Origin of the sequence: Nonomuraea maheshkhaliensis, from assembly GCF_039529435.1 — a bacterium.
GTDB lineage: Bacteria > Actinomycetota > Actinomycetes > Streptosporangiales > Streptosporangiaceae > Nonomuraea > Nonomuraea maheshkhaliensis.
This window is the reverse complement of the sequence record NZ_BAAAMU010000052.1, coordinates 11,966-34,455: the sequence shown is the minus strand read 5'-3', so window position 1 is coordinate 34,455 and position 22,490 is coordinate 11,966. Positions and strand designations below refer to the sequence as shown.

22 protein-coding genes and 1 pseudogene are annotated in these 22,490 nt (G+C 71.2%); 10 read left to right on the top strand and 13 right to left on the bottom strand.

All coding sequences use genetic code 11. The features are described 5' to 3' along the window. Positions 1–59: 59 nt before the first annotated feature. Positions 60–1,160 (bottom strand): hypothetical protein, encoded by a 1,101-nt coding sequence (locus tag ABFX54_RS30275; RefSeq protein ID WP_346109969.1) that lies wholly within the window; start codon positions 1,158–1,160, stop codon positions 60–62. A gap of 151 nt (positions 1,161–1,311) precedes the next feature. Between ABFX54_RS30275 and ABFX54_RS30270 the strand changes: the two are divergent. The 3 genes and pseudogenes from ABFX54_RS30270 to ABFX54_RS30260 all read left to right on the top strand — a co-directional run. After that, positions 1,312–1,561 (top strand): annotated as a pseudogene (locus ABFX54_RS30270) (BTAD domain-containing putative transcriptional regulator); the annotation flags it as partial. 13 nt (positions 1,562–1,574) lie between these two features. Continuing rightward, positions 1,575–1,853: a hypothetical protein gene (locus tag ABFX54_RS30265; protein WP_346110005.1), complete on the top strand. Its 279-nt coding sequence runs from the start codon at positions 1,575–1,577 to the stop codon at positions 1,851–1,853. Continuing rightward, a complete protein-coding gene (locus ABFX54_RS30260; RefSeq protein ID WP_346109968.1) occupies positions 1,850–2,446 on the top strand; it encodes a TetR/AcrR family transcriptional regulator in 597 nt (198 codons plus the stop codon). The genes ABFX54_RS30265 and ABFX54_RS30260 overlap by 4 nt, the downstream gene beginning before the upstream one ends. On the opposite strand, the gene ABFX54_RS30255 is transcribed toward ABFX54_RS30260, so the two are convergent. The 4 genes from ABFX54_RS30255 to ABFX54_RS30240 form a co-directional block, all read right to left on the bottom strand. Continuing rightward, on the bottom strand, positions 2,447–2,617 hold the full coding sequence (locus tag ABFX54_RS30255; protein WP_428834592.1) for a hypothetical protein: 171 nt from the start codon (positions 2,615–2,617) through the stop codon (positions 2,447–2,449). It abuts the gene before it with no gap. A 191-nt stretch (positions 2,618–2,808) separates the two neighbouring features. Then, positions 2,809–4,074, bottom strand: a complete 1,266-nt coding sequence (locus ABFX54_RS30250; protein WP_346109967.1) for a serine hydrolase domain-containing protein — start codon at positions 4,072–4,074, stop codon at positions 2,809–2,811. A gap of 89 nt (positions 4,075–4,163) precedes the next feature. Further along, positions 4,164–4,820, bottom strand: a complete 657-nt coding sequence (locus ABFX54_RS30245; RefSeq protein WP_346109966.1) for a response regulator — start codon at positions 4,818–4,820, stop codon at positions 4,164–4,166. Next, positions 4,817–6,799 carry an ATP-binding protein gene (locus tag ABFX54_RS30240; protein ID WP_346109965.1) on the bottom strand — a complete coding sequence of 661 codons (1,983 nt, stop codon included), beginning with the start codon at positions 6,797–6,799 and terminating at the stop codon, positions 4,817–4,819. The genes ABFX54_RS30245 and ABFX54_RS30240 overlap by 4 nt, the downstream gene beginning before the upstream one ends. Positions 6,800–7,004: 205 nt before the next feature. On the opposite strand from ABFX54_RS30240, the gene ABFX54_RS30235 reads away from it, so the two are divergent. The 4 genes from ABFX54_RS30235 to ABFX54_RS30220 are packed head-to-tail and all read left to right on the top strand — an operon-like array spanning position 7,005 to position 10,180. Continuing rightward, a complete protein-coding gene (locus tag ABFX54_RS30235; protein WP_346109964.1) occupies positions 7,005–8,276 on the top strand; it encodes a TRAFAC clade GTPase domain-containing protein in 1,272 nt (423 codons plus the stop codon). 2 nt (positions 8,277–8,278) lie between these two features. Then, on the top strand, positions 8,279–8,959 hold the full coding sequence (locus ABFX54_RS30230; protein WP_346109963.1) for a hypothetical protein: 681 nt from the start codon (positions 8,279–8,281) through the stop codon (positions 8,957–8,959). A 7-nt stretch (positions 8,960–8,966) separates the two neighbouring features. Continuing rightward, on the top strand, positions 8,967–9,593 hold the full coding sequence (locus ABFX54_RS30225) for a ClpP family protease (RefSeq protein WP_346109962.1): 627 nt from the start codon (positions 8,967–8,969) through the stop codon (positions 9,591–9,593). Continuing rightward, positions 9,590–10,180 (top strand): ClpP family protease, encoded by a 591-nt coding sequence (locus ABFX54_RS30220; RefSeq protein ID WP_346109961.1) that lies wholly within the window; start codon positions 9,590–9,592, stop codon positions 10,178–10,180. Before ABFX54_RS30225 ends, ABFX54_RS30220 begins: the two co-directional genes overlap by 4 nt. A 27-nt stretch (positions 10,181–10,207) precedes the next feature. On the opposite strand, the gene ABFX54_RS30215 is transcribed toward ABFX54_RS30220, so the two are convergent. Next, the gene (locus tag ABFX54_RS30215) at positions 10,208–10,567 is read right to left on the bottom strand and encodes a helix-turn-helix domain-containing protein (RefSeq protein WP_346109960.1); all 360 of its coding nucleotides are present in this window, start codon (positions 10,565–10,567) and stop codon (positions 10,208–10,210) included. A 215-nt stretch (positions 10,568–10,782) separates the two neighbouring features. Here ABFX54_RS30215 and ABFX54_RS30210 point away from each other — a divergent pair, with 215 nt between their 5' ends. Beyond that, positions 10,783–11,295 carry a GNAT family N-acetyltransferase gene (locus ABFX54_RS30210; RefSeq protein WP_346109959.1) on the top strand — a complete coding sequence of 171 codons (513 nt, stop codon included), beginning with the start codon at positions 10,783–10,785 and terminating at the stop codon, positions 11,293–11,295. Positions 11,296–11,327: 32 nt separating this feature from the next. On the opposite strand, the gene ABFX54_RS30205 is transcribed toward ABFX54_RS30210, so the two are convergent. Together ABFX54_RS30205 and ABFX54_RS30200 are read right to left on the bottom strand one after the other, a co-directional pair. Then, positions 11,328–12,524, bottom strand: coding sequence for an FAD-dependent monooxygenase (locus tag ABFX54_RS30205; protein ID WP_346109958.1), 1,197 nt, complete (start codon positions 12,522–12,524; stop codon positions 11,328–11,330). Positions 12,525–12,548: 24 nt separating this feature from the next. Next, positions 12,549–13,508 (bottom strand): hypothetical protein, encoded by a 960-nt coding sequence (locus ABFX54_RS30200; protein WP_346109957.1) that lies wholly within the window; start codon positions 13,506–13,508, stop codon positions 12,549–12,551. Between the two features lie 69 nt (positions 13,509–13,577). Between ABFX54_RS30200 and ABFX54_RS30195 the strand changes: the two genes are divergently transcribed. Both ABFX54_RS30195 and ABFX54_RS30190 read left to right on the top strand, forming a co-directional pair. Further along, on the top strand, positions 13,578–14,213 hold the full coding sequence (locus ABFX54_RS30195; protein ID WP_346109956.1) for a TetR/AcrR family transcriptional regulator C-terminal domain-containing protein: 636 nt from the start codon (positions 13,578–13,580) through the stop codon (positions 14,211–14,213). Between the two features lie 298 nt (positions 14,214–14,511). Next, complete coding sequence (locus tag ABFX54_RS30190; protein WP_346109955.1) at positions 14,512–14,724, top strand: hypothetical protein; 213 nt, start codon at positions 14,512–14,514, stop codon at positions 14,722–14,724. 182 nt (positions 14,725–14,906) lie between these two features. Here the strand turns inward: ABFX54_RS30190 and ABFX54_RS30185 are convergent, their stop codons facing one another. From ABFX54_RS30185 to ABFX54_RS30165, 5 genes are all read right to left on the bottom strand, one after another. Beyond that, a complete protein-coding gene (locus ABFX54_RS30185; protein WP_346109954.1) occupies positions 14,907–16,691 on the bottom strand; it encodes a PA14 domain-containing protein in 1,785 nt (594 codons plus the stop codon). An 85-nt stretch (positions 16,692–16,776) separates the two neighbouring features. Further along, on the bottom strand, positions 16,777–17,466 hold the full coding sequence (locus tag ABFX54_RS30180) for a DUF6182 family protein (RefSeq protein ID WP_346109953.1): 690 nt from the start codon (positions 17,464–17,466) through the stop codon (positions 16,777–16,779). Next, a complete protein-coding gene (locus ABFX54_RS30175) occupies positions 17,463–18,389 on the bottom strand; it encodes a hypothetical protein (protein WP_346109952.1) in 927 nt (308 codons plus the stop codon). Before ABFX54_RS30175 ends, ABFX54_RS30180 begins: the two co-directional genes overlap by 4 nt. Then, positions 18,386–20,779, bottom strand: a complete 2,394-nt coding sequence (locus tag ABFX54_RS30170) for a hypothetical protein (protein WP_346109951.1) — start codon at positions 20,777–20,779, stop codon at positions 18,386–18,388. Before ABFX54_RS30170 ends, ABFX54_RS30175 begins: the two co-directional genes overlap by 4 nt. After that, positions 20,776–22,485 carry a GH3 auxin-responsive promoter family protein gene (locus ABFX54_RS30165; protein WP_346109950.1) on the bottom strand — a complete coding sequence of 570 codons (1,710 nt, stop codon included), beginning with the start codon at positions 22,483–22,485 and terminating at the stop codon, positions 20,776–20,778. Before ABFX54_RS30165 ends, ABFX54_RS30170 begins: the two co-directional genes overlap by 4 nt. Positions 22,486–22,490 lie beyond the last annotated feature (5 nt).

Genomic DNA, 22,490 nt, shown 5'->3' with positions numbered 1-22,490 from the left:
GGCCTACCCGATCACCGGATGCTCATGCAACCCTTCCGGCGAAGAGGGAAGGGAGGCGCCTAGCGCAGGGCGCGGTGGAGCTGGGTCATCGTGCTCTGGACGCGGCTCTTGTCGCCGACCACGATGTACGTCTCGTAACTGGCCTTCTCGCCCTTGTCCATGGCCCCGCTCGGGCTGGTGACCTGGATGGTGTTCTCGCCGAAGTGGCCGTTGTAGTCCATCGGCGGGCGGGACATCGTGTAGTAGTACGCCTTGCCGCCGAGCACGTCGGGCCGGACGTACATGCCGAGGCAGTAGTCGCCGTCCTCGGTGCAGCGGACCATGGGGTCCTTGCTCGTGTGGGAGTCGGCGGGTCTGGCCGACAGGCGGCCGGTGGCCAGGCTGTAGGAGAAGACCTTGGTGAAGTCCGGCTGCAGGTAGGCGACGAAGACGCCGTCGAAGTGGTCGTGCCGTTCGTCCTCCGAGGTGAGCGTGGCGGAGGTGCGGAAGACGTTCTCCAGCTTGGGCACGTCGTGGTCGGGCGCGAGCTCGATCGAGGTCTGCAGCCAGTACGGCGACAGGCCCATGCTGAACGGGACCTTCTTGGGCTGGAGGTCGGCGGCGCGGCAGTCACCCCAGCCCGGCTTCGGGTCGTCGAGGGTGACGAAGAACGCGGGCCTGCCCGCCGTGCGGATGGAGGCGCCGGACTTGGCCATGGTGTAGAGCGCGCTGGTGCTCGGGCCGTGGTACGGCGGCGCCTGGCGGTCGTCGTCCTTGCGGGCGCCGGCCTGCGTGGGGTTGTAGCACTCGCTCGGCGACTCGCCCTGCTGCCAGGCGTGGAAGGCGTACTGGAAGGCCGCGCCGTGGCCGCCGCTGGAGATGAACTCCTTGTCGTTCACCTTGACCGACGCGATCGAGCCGGCCAGCGCCGTGGACGTCGTGACCGACAGCTTGTTGCGCTCGTCGACCGGGGTGGACACCGTGACGTCCGGGAACGTCCGGTCGTAGTTCTTCTTCGTGGCGCATTCGGACTTGTACGAGAGCACGAAGTCGTTGTAACCGGCGCTGCCGCGAGCCGGCGCCTCGCACGAGACCGGCGCGGCCGTCGCCGCCACGGGAGTGACCACGGCCGTCATGACCGTGGCCGCGGCCAGTGAGGCGTCCTGTCGGAGAGATCTCATACGCGCATCGAAGCGGGATCAGGCGATGCGTCAGGATCTATTCGAAAAAAGCGGAAATGTTGGGGCGGAATGACGCTCAGCCCTTCAGGCTCCTCCTCACCGGGCCGCCCGGTTATCTGATCAGGACGGAGCCGGCGCGGTTCGACGCCGCCTGCTTCGACGAGCTGACCCGCAGGGCGCAGCAGGGGGAGCCCGAGCGGTCAGGACCTTGCGTGAGGCGCCGGCCCTCTGGCGGGGCCCCGCGCTGTCCGACGTCGACAGCGATCTCGTCCCGGGGGGCCGCCTTCGGCCTGGACGAGCGGCGCCTGCTCGCCCACGAGCAGTGCATGGAGTTCGAGCTCGCGGCGGGGCTCCACCGGCGACTGGTCGCCGAGCTGCGCGATCTCGCGCAGGAGCATCCGCTGCGCGATCGCGGTGAAGGCGCAGATCAAAGGCACCACGGTCACGCAGACGCTGCCGCCCGATCCCACCGGGCAGAGCAAGCAGTGCGACGCCGACCAGTCGCTCATGGACCGCACCGAGAACGAGCCGGACAGCGGCCCGCCGAACGGGTACTCCGACCACGCGCCCCTGATCGGCTACCTGCCGGGGCGTGAGCCTGGAGCACGACGCGGGCGGCGGCCGATCGGCGGCCGCTGCCCGCGTCCCGGAAGCTCTCTTAGCTACTGTTGCGTCGCTAAGATGGGCGGGTGACCGACACCTCCGCTCGTCCCAGGCGGCGCGGCCGCGAAGTGCTGCTCCAGGCGGTACGCCAGGCGACGCTGGACGAACTCGTGGAGCGCGGCTACGGCGAGGTCTCGATCGAGGGCGTGGCGGCCCGCGCCGGAGCCGCGAAGACCTCCGTCTACCGCCACTGGGGCACCAAGGAGGACCTGGTCGTCGACGCTCTCAGGCACGCCCTGCCGGTCCCCGACCAGCCGGCGGACACCGGTCACGTGCGTGAGGACTTCCTGGTGATGCTCCGCCGCATGTCCGCCTCGCTCGACGGACTGACCGGCCAGGTGCTGCTGACGGTGGCCGGCGAACGCCGGCGTCATCCCGAGATCGCGGAGGCGGTGGTGGACGAGATCGTCCGCCCTCGACGGCGGTTGTTCCTGGCGGCGCTGGAACGGGCCGCCGAGCGGGGGCAGATCTCCCGGGAGGCCGTCACGTCCATCCCGATCGAGGTGGCGAGCAGCCTGATGCTGCAGCACTACATCTACACGGGCACGCCGCCCGGTGAGGAACGCATCCAGGAGTTCCTCGACCAGGCGATCATGCCCCTGGTGACGTACGCGCGTGCGTGATCATCCCCAGGTCGCGGGGAGCCGGTGCACGCCGTACACGGTCATGTCGGTGCGCATGGGCGCCTCCGCTGCCGGGACGGCGAGGCGCAGCGCGGGGAAGCGTTCGAACAGGGCCGTGCAGGCGATGCGCGGCTCGATGCGGGCGAGCTGCTGGCTGATGCACTGGTGCACGCCGTGGCAGCATGTTCGCGGTCGTCTCGTGGCCGCGGGGCGCTGAAGCGGGGTGGGAGAGCGCGGCGCGGGCGGTGGGCAGGGATTCGTCATGGTCGCATGTCTTGCTATAGATTCGATATCGTTTCTATGTGGCAGAAGATGATGTCATATAGATACGTCAACGTACCCAATAAGTTGAGCTCTCGGAGTCACTGTGCCCCGGTGATCAGGCGGCGTTCCAGGTCGATGACCGGCTCGATGCTCCGCAGGTCGTAGTTGCTCAGGATGACGGCCGTCCAGTCCAGGTCGAGGTAGAGGGACCAGCTCGTCGAGATGCCCCCGGCGCCGCCTCCGTGGGTGATGACGCGTTGACCGTTGAAGGTGGGGGCGATGGGCCCGTACGCCTGGAAGGTCTCCCCGCGCAGGGAACCCCCGGATGGGTCCTCTTTCATGGGTTTGGCGGAGATCTTCCCGTTCACGTACAGCTCGGTGTACGGCCGGGAGGCGAGTTTCCCGGCCTGCAGCGCGGTCGCGAACCGGACCAGATCGGGGGCGCTGGCGAAGCCGTTGCCGCCGCCTGTGCCCATCCAGCCCCTGGCGGAGTTGCTGCCCTGGCCGGCGTCGCCGTACACGGAGCCCTTGTCGAGGTTGCGGACGGCGTCCACCCGCGTGCCGTCCGCCTGATACATGTACGGATGCGCGATGCGCCGGTCGCTCAGCCACTGGCGGCGCGTGTAGTAGGCGGAGTCCTTCATGCCGGCCGGCAGGAAGATGTGCCGGCGGACGTACTCCTGGAACGACATGCCGGAGACCCGTGCCACGAGCTCGCCGAGCAGGATGTAACCCATGCTGCTGTACGCCTTCTTCGTGCCGGGGGCGAATTCCAGCTCGAAGGTCCGCAGGTTCGCCCAGAAGTCGGCCATCTGCGCTTCGTAGCCGTCGTAGATCTTCTCCGGCGGCGGCTTCTCGCCAGGCCGCCGGGCGTCGCCCAGCCCGCTGGTGTGCGTCAGGAGATGGTGCACGGTGATGCGCTCGGCCATCGGCGCCGGCAGGCCGTCCAGGTGTTTGCTCACCAGGTCGTGGAACGCCAGCTTGCCCCGCTGGGCCAGTTGGACGACGGCCAGACCGGTGAACAGCTTGGCCGTGGAGGCCAGGGCGTAGATGCCGTCGATCCTGTTGCGGACCTGGTTCTCCCTGTCCGCCCAGCCGTAGGCGCGGGCCAGGACCGGACGGCCCCGGTGGGCGATCAGCACGGTGCCGGAGAACTCCTCCTTGTCGGCCAGTTCCTTGACGTACCGGTCGAAGGCCCCTCCAGGGCGCAGGCCCGGCGGGACCTGGCCAGGTCGCGCCGGGACCGACGTGTTCGCCGCGGCGACCCCCGGCGCGGCCGCCGCCAGCGGCAGCGCGCCCAGCAGCCCTCCGAGGGTGCTCCGGCGCGAGAGGCCGTGGCGGGGCGAGGAGCGAGGTGGTGCCATGGAATCTCCTGTCACGAGAACGGATGCGACAGGGAGACAATCACGGCGCTTGTTTCCCGGGCGTTTCCACGGCGCCCGCGACCGGCGGGCTACGAGGCCAGGCCGGACTCGTAGGCGGCGATCACCAGGTGGACGCGGGCCGTGCCGCCGAGCTTGGTCAGCAGGCGGCTCACGTACGTCTTCACCGTGGCCGGGCCGATCTGCAGCCGGGCGGCGATGTCGGCGTTCGACAAGCCCTGAGCGACCAGCGCGAGGACGTCGGTCTCGCGGTCGGTCAGCTCGGGCATGGTCCGGGCCGGTGCGGGGGCCGGCGCGGCGGCGAACACCTCGACCAGGCGTCTGGTGATCGACGGTGACAGCAGCGACTCTCCCGCCATGACGACGCGTACCGAACGCAGCAGCTCCTCCGGCGGCGTGTCCTTGAGCAGGAAGCCGACGGCGCCCGCGCGCAGCGCGCCGAAGACGTACTCGTCCAGCCCGAACGTCGTCAGGATGATGACGCGCGTATCCGACAGCCTGGGATCGGCCCTGATCCGGCGGGTGGCCTCGATGCCGTCGAGCACCGGCATCCGCACGTCCATCAGGACGACGTCCGGCCGGGTCGCGCGGACCAGGCGCAGCGCCTCCTCACCCTGGCGGGCCTGGCCGACCACCGTCATGTCCGGGGCACCGGACAGCAGCGCCGCGAACCCGGCCAGCACCAGTTCCTGATCGTCGACGACGACGACCCGTACCGGCTCGTTCATGCCGGCGCCCCTTCCGCTCGCAGCACCGCGCGTACGCTGAATCCACCCTGCTCATCGGCTCCGGCATCGAGCGTGCCGCCGAACATGGCCACCCGCTCCCGCATCCCGGCCAGCCCGAATCCGGAGGACGTGCCCGGCGTGGGCGTCCCTGCCGGCGGCTCGTTGTCCACCTGGATGACCACGTCGGGGCCGTCCAGGACGATCCGCACCATCGCCGCCGACCCCGCGGCGTGCTTGCGCACGTTCGTCAGAGCCTCCTGGACCAGGCGGTACGCGGTCATGCGCAGGCTCTCCGGCGCCGTCTCGACGCCCGGATCGACGGTGAGCTCGATCGGGCCGCAAGCGGCGCGGTGGGCCGAGGCGAGCAGCCGGATCTCGTCGAGCCCCGGGCTGGGCGCCAGGCTGGCCGCTTCGCCGGGGCGCTGCGCGTGCAGCGCGCCGAGCATCCGGCGCAGGTCCGTGAGCGCGGAGCGGCTGGCCGTCTCGATGGCGGCCAGAGCCGGTCCGGCCGGGTTGTCCGGGCCGGCCAGACCGTGCCGGGCCACGCCCGCCTGCACACTGATGGCCGAAAGGGTGTGCGCGATGACGTCGTGCATCTCTTCGGCGATCCGCAGCCGCTCGGCGATGACGGCCTGCTCGGCGGCGCGGGCGGTACCGCGTTCCGCCTCGATGGTGCGGCGCATGGCCGAGTCCTGTTGCCGCCGCCATCGGCGGACGATCAGCCCCAGGCCGAAGGGGATCAGGACGCCGGCCACGGTGGGGTCCACGCTCGGGTCGTAGTGTGCCGTGTCCACGAGCGCGCCCGCCACCTCGACGGCGAGATGCAGGCCCAGCGATCCCAGCGCGACCGGCAGAGGCCGCCAGGCGGCCACCGAGTACACGGCGACGTACGAGCACAGGAACGGCATGTCGGAATCCCAGCCGCCAAGGGAGGTCAGGATGCCCGCGGCCAGCGTCACCACCTGCACCGTGACCGGCCACCGCCGCCGCACCGCCAGCGAGAGCGTCGCCGCCAGCAGCAACAGCACCGACCACCAGGTCGGCTCGGTGTACTTCTGGGTGGCGGCGGGATAGGTGAAGAAGACCATGACGAGTCCCAGCACGGCCAGCACGACCGCGATGGCGAGGTCGAGCACCCACTCGCGCATCCACGCCGGTGCCGGGGCGGCGGTCGCCGCGAGTGCCGGATCCGGGTCCTGGCCGGGTCGAGCGCGTAACAGCCCGAGCATGCGGCGCAGGTCGTCCAGCGCCGACCGGCTCGCCCGCTCGATGACTCCGAGGGCCGGCGCCACCGGGTCGGCGACGCCTTCCCTCTGGTAACGGGCCACGCCCGACTGCACCGCGATGACCGAGAGCGTGTGCGAGACGACGTCGTGCAGCTCACGCGCGATGCGCAGCCGTTCGGCGAACACCGCTCGTTCGGCGGCGACGGCCCTGGCCCGCTCGGCGGCCACGGCGTTCGCCTGGGCGACCTCCGTGGTCCGGCGCCGCCGCCGCATCACCCGGCCCATTCCCCAGGCGACGGTCTGAGCGAACACGTCGACCAGGATCAGCGGATGGTCGAATCCCGGGGCGCCGAGCACCATCAGGATCGGCACCGACACGTACGCCGCCGCCAGTCCGGCGGCCGCCACGCGCCTCTCACGCCAGGCGGCGACCGCGTACAGCGCCGCCATCTGGCAGAACGGGGTGGCGCCGGGCGCCCAGCGCAGCGCCGTCAGCAGCAGGATCGCTCCGGTGACCGTCAGCGAGACGGTGAGCGGGCGGCGGCGCCGGGCGGCCAGCGGCAGGCTCGCGGCCAGAGCGAGGAGGACCGCCCAGCCGTCGGGCCGGCGATAGGCGTGCGTGAAGATCGGCTCGGGTGCCGCCACGCTGATCGTCACGAGCACCCCCAGCGCCGCGGCCATGATCGCGTCGACCAGCCCCTCGCTCGGGCGCCACGTGCGCGTCGCCGCTCCACCGGCTGCGAAATCGCTCACATCAGCAGCGTACGGCCGAGCCGCTCGCGTGGGATCAGCCCTGCGGGGGCAGTCCTCGTTCCCCCGTGGGGCGGAACGCGGGCCTGTCTTCACCCGGGCGGCGGCAGGAGCGAACCCGCCCCACGGCCGCTGTGCGAAAGGGGGCGGCTCCCCACACTGAAGCCGGACAGTCGCCATCCCTCCGAATCGAAAGCGGTGACGCATCATGGACGTTGTTCTCGGGATCTTCGTGGTGGCCGGGATCGTGGTGGCCCTGACGGCGTTTCTGCGCCCGCGCCGGCCTGGTGGTCCGCCGCCGGGTGAGGCGGCGATCCAGGCGGCCATCCCCACCTTCCGGGTGGTGGCGCTGGGCCTGCCGGGATCGGGCAAGACGCTGCTGCTGGCCAGCATGTTCAACGAGCTCCAGACGCCGTCGCGGCAGTGCTACTACCTGTCGGCGGGCGATGACGACGTGGCCCGGCTGACCGGCTGGTTCGCCCAGATGGCCGACACCTCCCGCACCGACCAATGGCCCCGCGGCACCTTCACCAGCGAGACCCGCCGCTTCACCTTCGGCGTCAAAGCCCGCTCCGGAGAGACCGTGCACGAAGTGCTCCGCCTGGACCTGCTCGAATACGCCGGCGAACTGCTCACCGACGCCGAGGCCCACTCCGACCGGCGTCAGGAACTGTTCGAACAGGTCCGCTCGGCCCACGCCCTGCTCGCCATCATCGACGGCGCCCGCATCCGCCAGCACCTCGACGGCGACCCCCAAGGCTGGACCGAACTGCACCGCACCCTCAACATCCTCGTCCCGCACCTGATCGAGGCCGGCTGCCCGGTCACCTTCGTCATCACCAAATGGGACCTGCTCACCCACCTGCACGAAGACGAGAACACCCGGCTGAGCCTCGTCCGCGACCTGCTGATGTCCAACACCCACTTCCGCACCCTGGCCCGCCTGCACAGCACCCGCCGCGTCACCCGGCTCATCCCGGTCAGCGCCGTCGGCCCCGGCTTCGCCTCCCTCGACGCCACCGGCCACGTGATCAAGACCCGCAGCGCTCAAGCCCGGCCCACCTACGTCGACGTCCCTCTGTCCACCGTGGTCCCCGACCTGTTCGACCAGGCCGAACTACACCTGCCCACCACCCTGCGCGCGGCACTGCACGAAGAGGCCCGCCGCCACCTCTGGCGCGCCCCCCTGGAACGCGTCCACTCCACCGCCATGCTCACCCTCCAGAGCTCAGGACGCGCCCTGCTCCACGCCCTCGGCTCGGCCCCCGCCGCCATCGCCGGAGACGTCCTCATAGCGATGTTCCTCGACTCCCGCGCCCCGGCCGTCGGGCCCGACCCCGCCGGCCCGCAGGTGGACGAGGCGCAGCGGCGGGTCGGTGAGTTCGTCCGCGTCCGGAAGCAGGTGCTGCAGGACATGCGCGGCAAACCCGCCATGCTCGAAGGCCGCCTGCCCAGCTCCCGCCTGTCGCAGGAGAGCTGACCATGCCCGCCCACGGATGGCCGTTCCTGATCGCCCGCGGACACCACGCCGGCTACCGCACCCTCCTCGCACCCGCGCCGCTCCTGGCGGACGGCGACCACACCGTACTCGCCGACCACCTCGAACCCGCCGCCGTACCCGGCCGGCTCGCCGTCACCGACCTCACCACCCCCACCGGACGCCGGATCACCGTCGTCCACACCACTCACCCGGTCTCGGGCGCCGACCTCGGCCACACCACGGCGCCCAGAGACGAGCACGGCCGCCCCCTGCACCTCCTCTACGGATTCGTCTGCCCTCGCGCCGTCACCCCCGATGAAGCCGACCTCCGCACGGCACTGACCACCGCACTCGCCACCTACCAGACATTCCTCGACAACGAAAACGGCTTCGCCACCCAAGCAGCGAAGCCGTTCCCCCTGCGATCCACCCTCCAAATGCCACAGCCTCGCCGGATCACGGCGCCGGTCGCGGTTGCCCTGCTCGTCGTGCTGCTCGCGGCCCTGTGGTGGGTCAGCCTCCCGGACGAGCCCGCACCACCCCGCCCCGTCCCTACCATGACGCCGCCGACCGGACCGTGTGCGACCAGAGATGCTGAACCGGCCGCTCCGAATTTCCATCCGCTGAGAGCAGATCCGCCCCAGGCAGATCGCGTCGACTTCGGGCCTGAGCGCCTCACATGATGGACGCATGAGCGAAGAATCAAAACTTCCCCTGTTCAACGCACGGGTGCGACGCGAACTGTACGAACAGCGAGTTCTCGTTCTCGACGGCCCGCTCGACGACGACAACGGGACCCTGCTGGCCACGCAGATGATGGCGCTCGCCACGCATGACACGTCGGCCGACATCGCTTTGTGGATTCATTCCCCGGGCGGTTCCGTTCCCTCGATGCTGGCGATCCGCGACGTCATGCGCATCATTCCCTGTGACGTTTCCACCCTCGTGCTGGGAATCGCCTACAGCGCCGGGCAATTCCTGCTGTCGTCGGGGGCCAAGGGAAAGCGCCGCGCCCTGCCGCACGCACGCGTCCTGATGCACCAGGGGTCGGCGGGCATCGGTGGCACCGCGGTCGACATCGAATTGCAGGCCGGTGACCTGCGGCATACGCGTGACACCGTGCTCGGCCTGATCGCCGAGGACACGGGCCAGCCGGTCGAGCGCATCTTCGAGGATTCGCTGCACGACCGCTGGTACACGGCGCAGGAGGCGCTCGACTACGGCTTCATCGACGCGATCGTGCAGACCTTCGAAGAAATAGCGCCGCAGCATCGTCCACGTCCCGGATTCGGCGTCACCGAAGGAGTCGGCCAGTGAGCACCTATACGATCCCGAACGTCATCGCGCAGAATCCGCGCGGCGAGCGTGTGATGGATGTTTATTCGCACCTGCTCACCGAGCGCATCGTCTATCTGGGCACCGCGATCGACGCGGGTGTGGCGAATGCGCTCATCGCGCAGCTGATTTTCCTGGAGTCGGACAACCCCGATGCGGAAATTCAGTTCTACATCAACTGCGAAGGCGGGGATCCGAGCGCGATGCTCGCGATTTACGACACCATGCGGCACATCCGGCCGCGCGTTTCCACGACGTGCGTCGGGCAGGCCGTCGCGGTGGGCGCCGTGCTGCTCGCCGCGGGCGCGGAGGGGAAACGGGCCGCGCTCCCGCACGCGCGGGTCATCCTGCACCAGCCGGCCGCGCAGGGGCGGGGTGCGATCCCCGATCTCATCCTGCAGGCCGATGAGGTCGTCCGCGTACGGGCCGACATCGAGCGCATCCTGTCACGGCACACCGGCCAGAGCATCGAGACCCTGCGCGCCGACACCGACCACGATCGGGTGTTCACCGCGACCGCGGCCATGGAGTACGGGCTCCTCGACCAGATCATCGAGGAGCACTCGTAAGCCCGCGCGCCACCCCGGCCGGTCGCGTCACGCCGCCAGGGCGTACGCGGCGGCCGAGCAGGTGGCGCCCCGCGCCGTGCTGTGCTGGGTGGAGCGCAGGTTGTCGGCGACGGCGAGGGTCAGATCGATCAGGGTCACGTCCAGCGCGCCGGCGACCGCGGCGATCATCTCGCTCGACGGCTCCTTGAGACCTCGCTCCATCTCGGAGAGATATTGCGGCGAGACGCCGGCGCGGCTCGCCGTCTCGCTCAGCTTCTCTCCCCGCTCGTGACGGAGGCCGCGCAGGCACTCACCGAGCACGTGCCGCCACAGTGGCTCGCCGGCCGGCGAGGGCGTGGGGACGGTCCTGTCGATGGCTGGGCGCAGCGGCGGGATGGTGGAGGCCATAATTCACCATAGACAGCCGGGGCGTTCGCGTACCGCCTGCTTCGCGTAGAGCGGAACGCCCCCCGCCTCCTTCGCCCGGCCGCGACCTTCCTCGCCGACGCCGTACGGCCGGATGATCGGCATCCCCGCAGCATCAGCTACGTTTGCGTGTCTATTGGACGCCCACTATGGTCATGTAGATACGTAAACGTTGCTAAAAGAAGGCCCGGCACACCATGTCTCAGATCGTCTGGAGCACTCGCGCGGAGACCGAACAGGACGGCCCGGCGATCCGCGAGATCCTGCTGGCGGCCTTCCCCACCGCTCTGGAGGCCGACCTCGTCGAAGCCCTGCGCAGGGATCCTGCCTGGATCCCGTCCCTGTCCATCGTCGCCACGACCGCCGAAGGACCGGCCGGATACGCGCTGCTCACCCGCTGCCACGTCGGTGACGCGCCCGCCCTCGCCCTGGCCCCCTGCGCCGTGCTGCCCCGCCACCAGCGGCAGGGCGCCGGCTCGGCCGCGATCCGCGCCGGGCTGTCCGCCGCCCGCGACCTGGGCGAGAACCTGGTCCTGGTGCTCGGGCACCCCGCGTACTATCCGCGGTTCGGCTTCACACCCGCCTCCGCCTACGGCATCCGTCCCCCGTTCGAGGTCCCCGACGAGGCGATGATGGCGCTCACCCTGGACCCGGCGGCCCCGGCGCCGATCGGCGGCTCCATCGTCTATCCCACCCCGTTCGGCGTCTGACCACGACCTCGGGCCGCAGGTGACGGTCACTGTCATGCCGCTCTTCCTTTCTCGGTAGGGGTCTCGGCACGGGTCTTGGCCAGCCGCCGTTCCCGTACCGTGCAGGCGAGGCGGACGACCACCGAGCGGACGGCTTCTGCGGGGCGGTTCGACGGCACGAACAGTTGCTGCTTCACCCGGGCGAGGTGCTGGTGCCTGACGACGGACGGGCGCAGCCGTGACTCCCAGGCGGTCAGCGCGGCGCCGAGGTCGCCGGGGCTCTTCCGCAGCTCCCGGCCGAGCTCGGCGCCGCCGCGGAGGGCGAACGTGGCGCCCATGCCCGAGTAGAGGTTCAGACACCACGCCGCGTCGCCCACGAGCACCACCCTTCCCCGGCTCCACCTGGGCATCTTCACCTGGTGCACCGAGTCGAACAGGAAGTCGGGCGCCTCCTCCAGCGAGTCCAGGGCGTGCCGCACCACGGGGTCGTCCATGTCGGAGAACGCGGCGCGCAGCCGTTCGATCCTGGATCCGGTGAACTCTTCTTCGACGTCCTCGGTCCGGTAGGTCAGCAGGGCGGTCGGGGGCCGGTCGGCGAACCCGAACACCCACGCGCCACGGCCCGCCCGGGCGCTGATGATGCTGTCCGCCTCCTCGAACGACGGCACCTGTTCCCTGAGCTGGAACGCGCAGATCATCGCGTTCCATCCGGTCAGGTAGTTCTCGGGCGGGCCGAAGACCATGCGGCGCACGTTCGACCGCATGCCGTCGGCGCCGACGACGAGGTCGAAGCTCTCGCGCCGCCACACGCCGGCTTCTTCGAGCAGGACGCGGATGTCGGCGCCGGTGTCGTCGATCTCCACGGGTTTCGTGGCGAAGTGCACCGGGATGGGGTCGTCCGTTCCGGCTCCGCTGATGCCCTCCCAGAGTGCGGCCTCGATGTCGCCGCGGATCACCGCCGCCGGGTCGCCGGGCTGGTGCAGGAATCCCAGGCCCGGCTCAAGGTTCCCGCGCCGGTTGAGCGACCACGCCTTTCCGCCGTCGGGCGGGTTGCGGGTGTGCAGGTGGTCGCGGATGCCGAGGTCGGCGGCGGCCTGCCGGCCTTCGGGCATGAGACCGACGAAATAGCCGCCCCTCCGGCGTTCCGGGGCCTTCTCCACGATGACCGGCTGCCAGCCGGCCTGCCGCAGCCCGATCGCCGCGGACATGCCGGCGATGCCGAGCCCGACCACCAACGCGCGTTTCCGCATGATGTTCGTTCCTCTCTTCAGTGGTCAGCCGGGGACGACGACGGCGCGGGTACGCCCCTGGTGCGCCCAGGCCGCGCCGACGCGGCTGAGCGGGTAGGTCGTGTACGGCGCGTCGAAGGTGCCGTCGGCGAACCGCGTGATCATCTCGGGGAACTCGGCGATCATCTCGGCCTTGGAGACCGAGCCCATCCCGCTGCCGGTGATCCGGATCCGGCGGCTGCGCAGGAGGGCCGCGGGCAGCGTCGCCTCGGTCCCGGCGAGTGAGCCGATCTGGACGTACGACGTCGCCGCGCTCTCGTCGTCCGGGCGGACACTGCTCAGCGCGGTGAAGACGGCCTCGGCCACGGGGCCCCAGACGAAGTCGAGGATGAGCGAGGGCTGCGCCTCGGCGAGGGTGGCGGTGAGGGCGGTCGTCGCGGTGCCGGGCGCCGGATCCGCGAGCGGGACGGTGACGGCGCCGAGGCCGCTCAGTCGTTCCAGCGCCTCGCGGTCGCGTCCGGCCGCGACGACCTGCTTCGCGCCGAGAGCCAGTGCCGCCCGTACGGCCAGGCTGCCCGACATGCCGGTCGCGCCGAGCACCAGCACGGTGCCGAGCTCGCCCGCTTCCCTGCGATGGGCGACCAGCGGCATCCAGCCCGCCGAGGCGGGGTTCATGCCGGCGGCGATCGCGAGCGGGTCGGCGCCGGCGGGCAGGTCCACCTCGAACGGGGTGACCATCGTTTCGGCCATCGTGCCCCAGGGCGACCGGGCCAGCCCCGTGTAGACCAGCCGCCCGTCCTCGGTCCTGGCCACGGCGTCCACGCCGGGGACCAGGGGGAATCTCTTGCCGCTGCGGTAGTGGCGGCCGGTGGCCATGCCTCGGACGACGTGGTGCAGCCCCGCGCCCACGAGGCTCAGCGGGGGGCGGCCCGGCTGTGGTTCCGGGGCGGGGAAGTCCGCGCAGACGGGGGTCGCATCGGCGGAGTTGACGACGGCAGCACGCATGACACGCTCCTGAACTAAGTTCAATTCGGACGTCACCAACCGTGCCTGAACTTTGTTAAGGTGTCAACCGTGGCGAAGGGCATCACTCGGGAGCGGATCGTGGCGGCGGCCCTCGACCTGCTGAACGACAAGGGCATGGACGCACTCACCGTCCGCGCGCTCGCGTCCCGGCTCGGCGTGGGAGCCCCGGCGCTCTACTGGCACGTCCGCAACAAGCAGGAACTGCTCGACGAGATGAGCACGTTCGTCATGCGCCGCGTCACCGACGCCCTCTCCGAGATCGCGCCCAGCGCGGGCTGGCGTGACGACGTGGCCGCGTACGGCCGCGTCCTGCGCTCCGAATACCTGCGGCACCGCGACGGGGCGCGCATCTTCAGCGGCACCCGCTTCTCCGACCCCGACGTGGTGAAGGCCAAGGAACGCTGGCTCGAACGACTGACGGGGGCCGGGTTCTCGCTGGCCGAGGCGGACGACACCCTCGACCTGGTCACCGCGTTCGTGGTCGGCTTCGTGATCGAGGAGCAGGAACGCGGCCAGTCAGGCGGCGGCGACCCGGACCGCTACTCGCTCGCCGAGCGGGACGCGTGGCTGGGGGAAGGCGCCGAGCTGGTCAAGGCGGCGGGGCATCTGCGCGACGACGGGGACCAGAGATTCGAACGGCAACTCGGCGTCGTCCTCGACGGGCTGGCGGCCCGGCTGCCCTGACGGTTCGTCCGTACTGGTGGCCGGGCCGTGGTGACGGCCCGGCCTTTGCGTCACTTGCTGTGGCGGAGCGCCGCGCGTACGGCGGTGTAGATGACGATCCAGAGCACAGCCACGGGGATGATGAAGGCGAAGACCAGTTCCGGGATACCGATGTTGGGCATGTCCGCACCATAGGGAGGCCGGATTAAGAAGCGCTTGACGATCACTTGCGGGCGCGGGAAGGCCGAAGATTCTCGGTGGTGACAGCCGCCGGAGTTGGTGGGACTGTGAAAGGCAAGGTGACCTGCTGGAGGAGATCGTGGCACACGCTGAGCTGAACACGGACGTGGTCCTCGCCGCCATCCGCGACAACGGATTCGCCGCCTACGACGTCCTGGTCAAGCAATACCCGTCCGACGCGGTGATCACGGAGTTCACGCGGGCGGCCAGGGAGGGGTTCACCACCTTCGGCGTGGCGGTGCATCTGGCGTCGCTGACGGACAAGGGCAGCAAGCGGCTCGACTCCCTCTGATGGCCTCTGCGCGGCTGAGCTCAGGAGAGCGGGATTCGGGGTGAACGCCCGCACGGATTTTGCTGAGTCGAAAGCGGCGACGAGGTGGTGGTCTCGGGGGAGCGGTCTGTCATCGGCAACAGTGTGACCCCGGCGCGAGCGGCTGAACAGCTCACGCCGGGGCCCGTTCACGTACCGGATCGTCAGGACGCTCCGGTGCGGAGCTTCTCCTTCGGGACGACCTGGCGCACGATGCTGGGGCTCGACCAGTGGAGCTGGGCGATGGCGTCGAAGCCGCCGTCGTAGAACTCCATCCTGATGTCGTGCGCCCCGGCCGTCAGGGCGATCTGCCCGGTGTCCTCCCGTTTGGAGTGGTCGGTCCAGTTGTCCACGAGCAGCGTCCCGTCCACCCAGAGGCGGACGCCGTCGTCGCTGGTGGTGATGAAGGTGTACGTCTCGGCGCGGTCGGCGATCACCTTGCCCGTCCACCGCACGCTGAACGTGTCCGGCTCCAGGGCCGGGTCAGGAGGGGCGGAGCCCCAGTCGAAGTCGACGTTGGGGTCGACGCGGGTCACCTTGGGGTTGGTCAGGTCGGCGTTGTCGAAGTAGGTGGCGTTCAGGCCCTCCTCCTCGACGACCAGGGTCGTGACCGAGGCGGCCGGAAGGGTGAGCGTGGTGGCGCCGCCCGCGACGGTGGCGGAGCCGGCGCGGTGCGGGGCCCACGCGTCAGAAGTGCTGCGCCAGACCGCGGCCGTGGCGGCGGTCAGGCCGGTGAACGACAGCGTGGCGGGCAGCGGCTCGTCGCCGACGTTGACCAGAACGATGTTCTTGGCCCCGTCGGAGGCGAACACGTGCAGGGAGTCGTCGTCGGACGTCGCGGTCACCATCGTGGCGCCGAACGGCCGGAACAGTTCTTCGCCGGTGAACATGCCGATGCCGTGGTAGATGGGCAGCGGCTCGTTGCGCGGCACTCCGCCCTCGCCGTCGGTGCTGGTCAGGCCGAGCCGGCCGTTCTTGTCGCCGTACTGGTAGGCGGCCGCCCCCGCGTGCAGGATCTGGCCGAGCGCCGCGGCGCCCCACAGCGTGTTGAAGTGCGTCAGCGTACGGTGCCCGTCGTCGTCCTGCCAGTCGGAGTTGAACTCGCCGATCTGCAGGTCGATCTCGTGGCCGAGGATCGACCTGGCGAGCGCGGCCACCTCCTTCAGGTCGGTCTCGTACTGGCGGATGACCGGGCCGAGCAGCTGCTCGTCGGTGACGGCGTCGTCGCCGCTGCCGTAGTCGTGGTAGTCGAGGAAGTCGACGCGGGCGCCCGACGCGGTGAGGAACGTACGCAGGTAGTCGAGCTTGTTCGACGACGTGGCGGGGCCACCGAGCCGCACGCCCGGGTCCTTCGCGCGCAGGGCGTCGGCGATCAGGTTGAAGCGCCTGCTGTACTCGGCGGCCGGGATCTCCGGCTTGCCCGGCACGCAGCTGCAGTCGGTCTCGTTCCCCACGATGAAGCGGCGCACCGGGTTGCCCGTGGCCGCGAAGTGCTCGTAGAGCGCGACCGCGTCGTCCCGGTTGACCTCGGCGCTCTGGCGGGCGTCCACCGGCAGGATGATGACCGGCTCGGCGCCCAGGTCGCGGATGGCGGTGATCCAGGCGTCGCCGGTGATCTTGGTGTCGCAGAAGAAGCCGCCGCAGACGATCGGGCTGTCGTGGTCGCCGGGCACCTCGTAGTGCAGCTCGATGCGCATCCGGCCGGGGCCGAGCCTGCGGATGAGCTCGCGGTGCCGGGCGTCGTTGGTGATGTACGACTGGTTGCCGTACCCCGTGATGCCGATGCCGTAGTCGGTGGCGGACAGGGTACGGATCGGTTTGGTGAAGTCGACCGAGACGGCTGCGGGTGCGGCGGCCCGCTCCTGTGCGTAGACCGGGGAGGTCGCGACGGCGGCGGCCAAACCGCTTGCGAGGACGGCGCGCAGCAGGCGGCCGGCTAAAGCGATCATCGTGCTCCCATCGCAGATCCGAGCTGTTGGATGATCATGGCATAGAGATCGTTACGGGGCGGTTACCTGAGCGTGGACGGCGGGGTCAGGTGGGGATGGTCAGGTAGGCGTGGGGGCGGAGGTGGTCCGGTGCGGTGGGGTCCGGGGCGACGCGGATGCGGGTGTGGGAGGTGGCAGGGTTCTGGGGGTGGGGTACGTGGTTCAGGCGCAGGTGGGTGACCTTGGCGAGGAGGCCGTCCAGGGTGGCCTCCGCGATCAGGTGGTTGACGTGGATCAGGTACGCCTCGATCGGGAGCGCCGTCACGGGGACGTCCAGGTGGGCCGTCGTCGGTGTGGCGGGATGGTTCGGTAAGAGGATCTGCTGGGTTCGCGGGGCGGGGAGGGCGTGCGGGCCGCGGAACGGGCGGAGCAGGCGGCGGAGTCCTTCGCGGGACGAGAGGGGAGCGGGGGCGTACCAGGCGATGGAGCCGTCGGGGGAGAGGTGGTCGAAGGGGTGGCGGGTGGCCAGGTTGGCCGGGTCGCCGGCCAGGAAGATCGTTCTGGTGAAGGCGGCGTACCAAGGGGCGCTCCGCGGCCGGGGGAGGGCGGAGGCGAAGGCGTGCGCGGAGGTGACGAAAGTGGCGGGGTCGAACGCGCGCAGGACCGCGATCACGCCGGTGTCCTGGGCCGGGGCCGGATGGTCGTCGAGCGTGGCGCGGAGGGATCTGGCGTGGCGGACGCGGGCGAGTCTCGCGTCCAGGTGGGTGCGCAGCAGGTGCTGTTCGGGCGCTGTCATAGGCCGGCTGTCCTGGCGATCTCGGCGGCCACCTCGTGGGCGGGGCGGTGGCCGACGACGATGCGGTGGATCCTGGTCGAGGTGAACGTCCTGAGTGCCTCGTCGTAGCCGGCGCGGATGAGGGGGAGCAGGTCCGCGCGTTCGTGGGGTTCCGGGCGGCGGTCGCGGGCCTTGACGCGGCGGGCGGCCTCGGCGGGGTCGAGGTCGAGCAGGATCGCCACGTCGGGGGGTGACACGGCGTATCGGGTGGTGAGTTCGGTCATCAAAGCTGCTGGGGGCAGGTCCACGAGGGCGATCAGTTCGGTGGCCAGGGTGTCGAGGCGGGGGACGCGGCCGTGGTGGCGCGGGGCGAGGGTACGGCACCAGCCCAGGGCGGCCTGGACGGCCGGGGCGGGCAGCCGGGTGAGTTGCTCGCGCAGGGTGGCGGCGCGGTCTGGGGTGGGGGACCGGTCGTGCCGGGCGGGCGTGCCGTTCGGGGTGGGGGCCTGGGGATTCGGCTTGATTGTCGTGGTGATGGCGTTTCGGTAGAGCGGGAGGTAGACGAGCGTGTCGATGAGGGGGTGGCGTTCGGTGATGATCGCGGCTGCCGGGCGGGCGGTGAAGAAGCGCTCGGCCACTCCGTACGTGCACATCTGCAGGTAGAGGACGGCGAGCTTGAGGTCGGGGCTGCCGAGGCGGTCGGCGGCGGAGGACAGGGTGTCGAGGTGCCGGGACAGCTCGTGCAGCGGGCCGCCGGGATTCTCGTGCGGGCGCAGGCAGGACAGGACGACGTGGGGGCCGTCGGCTGAGGAGCGCTGGGCGAGCAGACGGGCGCAGGTGCTCTTGCCGGAGCCGTCGACGCCGAGCAGCGCGACCCGGACCGGGCCCGCGGCAGGCGTCAGGGTGGGGGTGACGGTACGCGTTGGGGAAGGGTCAGGGGTCATGGATGCTCCGCGGCGGCGTCCTCGATGGCGATCAGGCGTAGGGTCGTGGCCGCGACGCGGGGCAGGAACGGCAGCTCCCGCTGCGTGTGCACCATCGCGTACAGCAGCAGCCGGGTCACGGCGAAGTCCCACAGCGCGAGCCGATGACCCTCGCGCCAGACCCGACGCTCCTCTCCGTGGCCCACGGCCTCGCGGTGCAGGTCGAGGAGGGCGGTGACCTGCGATTCGCCGGCGTCGGGGGGAAGGACGAAGGCCAGCAGCTCCGCCAGGTCCCGCTGGGGCACGTGCAGCGTGGCGAGCTCCCAGTCGTAGGCCACCAGGGAGAGGGCCGACCCCGTGCGGCGCAGGGCCAGGTTGCGGGGGTTGAAGTCGTGGTGGACGAGGGTGCGGGGCAACTGCTCCAGCCGGCGCCACCACCGCGGGATCTCCTCGATGATCCGGCCGAGCCGGTCCGCCGCGGCGGCGGGCAGGAGCTCGGGATGTTCGGACGCGGCGTGCTCCAGCAGCGCCGACCACAGCTCACGCATGGACGTCATGCGCTCGGCGCTCTGCACCGGCGCAAGCCAGGAGCGCAGCTCGTCGTCGCGGCCGAGGAAGGCGGCGTGCACGGCGGCGATCCCGCGTACGGCCGCCTTGAGGTCGGCGGGTCGCCAGCGCTCGGGGTGGTCCGCGCTGTCCAGGTGCAGCACGTCAGGGCCGAGGCGTTCCATGGCGATGACGTACGCCTCGCGCCCGGCGTCCTCGTGCACCCCGTACGCCCGCGGCAGCACCGCCCGCAACGCCGGCTCGGGATGACGGTAGACGGCGAGCTCACGCGTGTGCAGGCCGGTGAAGCCGGTCCAGTCGCGCCAGCGCGGATACAGGTCGGCCACCCGGCCCCCGCACAGCGAGGCGAGCTTGGCGGCCTCGATGACGACCTCCTGGTCGAGCGGCTTGACCTTGAGCACCAGGTCGGTCTCGCCGTCGCCGCCGTCCCACTTCCAGGCCGCGCGGACCGGGAGGATTCCCGTGACCTTGCGGCGTTCCGATCGGGAGGTGAGCTCCGTGATGAGGCTCGATCCCGGGTCCTGGTCGAGCCAGACGACGTCGGTGACCTCCAGGCCGGGCGCCTCCAGGGCGTGGGCCAGCATCGGGCCCAGCATGGGGGCGCCGAGGTCGTCGCGGCCGAGCCAGTTCACCCGCCGGCTCCGGCCGAGCCGCTCGTGCGCGTCGGCGAACTGGCCGCCGGCCACCGCCGCCATCGTGGACAGGTTGAGCGCGAGCGCGAACCCGCAGATGATCTCCGCGAACCGGCCGGCGTGGCCTTCGCCGCGGCAGCCGAGCACGTCCAGGTAGTCGCTCTGGCGCACGAGCCTGGTGCCGCCCCCGACCACGCCGGTGACCAGGCTGGGCAGGACGAGCGTGGCGCGCAGGTCGCCTTCCGACACGTCCACGGAGAACAGGCCGGTGCCGGACTCGTACACGCTGGCGATGTCCTGGCCGGTGGCGACGAAGATGGCCGCGATGACGTTCGCCGCGTCGATGTCGTGACCCGCCATGCCGGCCTGCTGGCCGGCCAGCACGCTGTGCCGGTAGAGCCGGTCCACCGCCTCCGGCGTGCTCTTCAGCACGCGCCGCAGGGTCGCACGGTCCAGTACGCACTCGGCGGCGACCCGGGTGCCGCGCCCTGAGATCATGTTCAGATGGGTGAACTTCTTGTCGCCGCTCAGGTTCGCCTCGATCGCGAACCAGGTCGGCGCGAGCCCCGGCATGACGGCCAGCCGGTCGTTGATCCACTGGCAGGCCCGCCAGGTGGCCGCCGTGGTCATGTTCTGGCCGCCCGCGTCGGCGGTCTCGTACACGAAGCGCACGTGTACGGCCCGGCCGAGCTGCACGGGATCGACCGCCGTCAGCCGCGAGTGGGCCGACACCTCGGCCACCCGCCGGTCCAGGTCGGCCTTGCGGGTGACGATCCAGCGGGCGAACTCGGCCGCCGCACCCAGCCCGGCGAACTCGAACACCGGCGCCCTGGTCATCCGCTGGGAGATGACCTGGCTGGTCACCCCGCCGGCCAGCGTGATCGCCTTGGCGCCGCGCGCGACCGAGGCGACCAGGGCGCCCTCGGTGGTGGCCAGCGGCGCCGTCACCATGCCCTGGGCGTGGCGGCCGGTGAACAGCAGCGGCCCCGCCAGGCCGACGGGGACCTCGACCACGCCGACGTAGTTCTCCAGGTTGCCCGGGAGTGTGCGCGGGTCGATGGTCGCGTGCTCCAAGGCCGGCAGCGCGGCCTTCGTGGTGGTTCGTAACCAGGCCAGCAGGTCCCTGCGGGCGCGTTCGGTGTACTGGCCGCGCCCCGGCAGGGTCGGGTACGGCGTCTCGCGCAGCAGCCCGGCCTGGGGCTCGGCGGTCAACGCCGTTCTCCCGCGAACGAGAGCACGCGCTGCCACGCGGCCGGATCGTCCCTGAACACCCGGTCCTTGACCCTGGTGGGCCTTTCGCCCTCCTCGACCCGGCGCCGCCACTCCCGCCAGAACGCCTCCACCGGCACCGCGTGCACCAGCGGCGCGGCCAGGGCTCCCGAGCGGCGGGCGGTGGCGTAGCCGGCCTCCTCACGGCACAGGGCCTGGTCGAGGGCGTCGCGGAACGGAGTGAGGTCCGCCGGCGGGGCGGCGAAGGCCACGGCCGCTTCGTGCCGGGGCGGGCCGGCGTTCGGGTGCGCCCGGTACATCACCTGGTGGACGGGCAGGCCGGTCGTCTCGCCGGCCGCCGCGACCGCGCGCAGCACGTGTGACTCGCGGACGCGCTCGCCCGCCTCGGAGACCCGGCCGTCGCGGCAGGAGTACTCGACGATCGGCGTCGCCCCGGCGAACCCGACCACCCGCACGATGTCGCGCACCGCGCACCGGTACAGGCCGCCGACGTGCGAGACCACGACGTGGTACTCCTCGCCCTCCTGGAGCTCGTGCGCCTCCAGGGTGTCGCTCCACGGCTCGATCCGGTCGCCGGCCGGGATGAACTCGTACAAACAACCGGAGACCATCAGCGCCCCGCCCGACGGGCGTCCGGCCAGGGGGACGGCCAGCGGTCCCTCCGACGAGCCGATCGGCGCGGGACGGATCCGCAGCCCCGCACCGTACTCCTCGCGCAGCGCCGGCAGGTAGAGCCGGGACACGTAGGTGTTCCAGGTCAGGAGGAGCTCCAGCCTGGGCCAGAGATCGGCGGGGCGCAGCGTGCCGCGGCGGGCGGCGACGCGTTCGAGGTCGGCCGCCCGGCCGGGCGCGGGCGGGCGCAGCGGTATGCCGCCGACCGTTCCGTTCCTGATCTCCTCGACCATGCGGGGCCACCACTCGCGGAGCTGGTGGGGGAGCGCCGCCGCGATGGCCGGGTTGACGGCGATGATCCCCCGTACGTCGTGCTCGGCCGCCATCCGCAACCGCAGGTAGGCGCGTTCCCACGGGCCGGCGTCGCCCAGCTCGGCCGGGAGCCGGCTCCAGGGCGCCCGGTTGCCGAGGCCGACGGCGAGGTCCTCGCCCGCCTTGGCGAAGTCGAGCTGGCTCGGGCCGAGGTGCGGGCGGCCGTCGCTGGTCCGGCCTGTGGGCGAGTGGGGGTCCTGCCACAGGTTGAGCACCGCGTCGTCGCGGGCGGGCAGATCCGGATGATGCCGTACGAGCTGCGCGAAGCCCGCGAAGTAGAACGGCAGGAAGCAGCGGCGCAGGAACCCGGCCGTCACCGGGATGCTCTTCTCCCCGCCGGTCGTGCCGCTGCTGGCGAAGAAGGCCGTGGGCTCCTCGCTGGTCAGCACCCGCCGCTCACCGGCGTGCACGCGCTCCAGCCACGGCCGGAACTCCTCGTGCCCGCGGATCGGCGTCGCCCGCCGGTAACCGGCCGTGTCGCGCACGGCGGGCAGGCCGTGCTCGCGGCCGAAGGCGGTGCCGCCGTTCGTGGCGAGCAGCTCGGCCAGCACCGATGCCTGGGCGGCGCGCGGGTCGTCCAGCGAGGCCAGGGCCTTGCCGCTCTCCAGCAGGACCCGCCGCCGGTACGCTTCCGCGCGCACGGCCGCAGCTCCGGCGTCCCCCGTGGCGGTCCCGGTGGAGGCGAAGGAACGTTCGGTGGTCATGGCCC

What these genes read in the sequence shown, in the direction of transcription:
- ABFX54_RS30210 (WP_346109959.1), top strand. Translation starts at nt 10,783, where the DNA reads ATGTCTCAGATCGTCTGGAGCACTCGCGCGGAGACCGAACAGGACGGC.
- ABFX54_RS30205 (WP_346109958.1), bottom strand. Translation starts at nt 12,524, where the DNA reads ATGCGGAAACGCGCGTTGGTGGTCGGGCTCGGCATCGCCGGCATGTCC.
- ABFX54_RS30230 (WP_346109963.1), top strand. Translation starts at nt 8,279, where the DNA reads ATGCCCGCCCACGGATGGCCGTTCCTGATCGCCCGCGGACACCACGCC.
- ABFX54_RS30275 (WP_346109969.1), bottom strand. Translation starts at nt 1,160, where the DNA reads ATGAGATCTCTCCGACAGGACGCCTCACTGGCCGCGGCCACGGTCATG.
- ABFX54_RS30165 (WP_346109950.1), bottom strand. Translation starts at nt 22,485, where the DNA reads ATGACCACCGAACGTTCCTTCGCCTCCACCGGGACCGCCACGGGGGAC.
- ABFX54_RS30215 (WP_346109960.1), bottom strand. Translation starts at nt 10,567, where the DNA reads ATGGCCTCCACCATCCCGCCGCTGCGCCCAGCCATCGACAGGACCGTC.
- ABFX54_RS30225 (WP_346109962.1), top strand. Translation starts at nt 8,967, where the DNA reads ATGAGCGAAGAATCAAAACTTCCCCTGTTCAACGCACGGGTGCGACGC.
- ABFX54_RS30235 (WP_346109964.1), top strand. Translation starts at nt 7,005, where the DNA reads ATGGACGTTGTTCTCGGGATCTTCGTGGTGGCCGGGATCGTGGTGGCC.
- ABFX54_RS30180 (WP_346109953.1), bottom strand. Translation starts at nt 17,466, where the DNA reads ATGACAGCGCCCGAACAGCACCTGCTGCGCACCCACCTGGACGCGAGA.
- ABFX54_RS30245 (WP_346109966.1), bottom strand. Translation starts at nt 4,820, where the DNA reads ATGAACGAGCCGGTACGGGTCGTCGTCGTCGACGATCAGGAACTGGTG.
- ABFX54_RS30175 (WP_346109952.1), bottom strand. Translation starts at nt 18,389, where the DNA reads ATGACCCCTGACCCTTCCCCAACGCGTACCGTCACCCCCACCCTGACG.
- ABFX54_RS30200 (WP_346109957.1), bottom strand. Translation starts at nt 13,508, where the DNA reads ATGCGTGCTGCCGTCGTCAACTCCGCCGATGCGACCCCCGTCTGCGCG.
- ABFX54_RS30185 (WP_346109954.1), bottom strand. Translation starts at nt 16,691, where the DNA reads ATGATCGCTTTAGCCGGCCGCCTGCTGCGCGCCGTCCTCGCAAGCGGT.
- ABFX54_RS30250 (WP_346109967.1), bottom strand. Translation starts at nt 4,074, where the DNA reads ATGGCACCACCTCGCTCCTCGCCCCGCCACGGCCTCTCGCGCCGGAGC.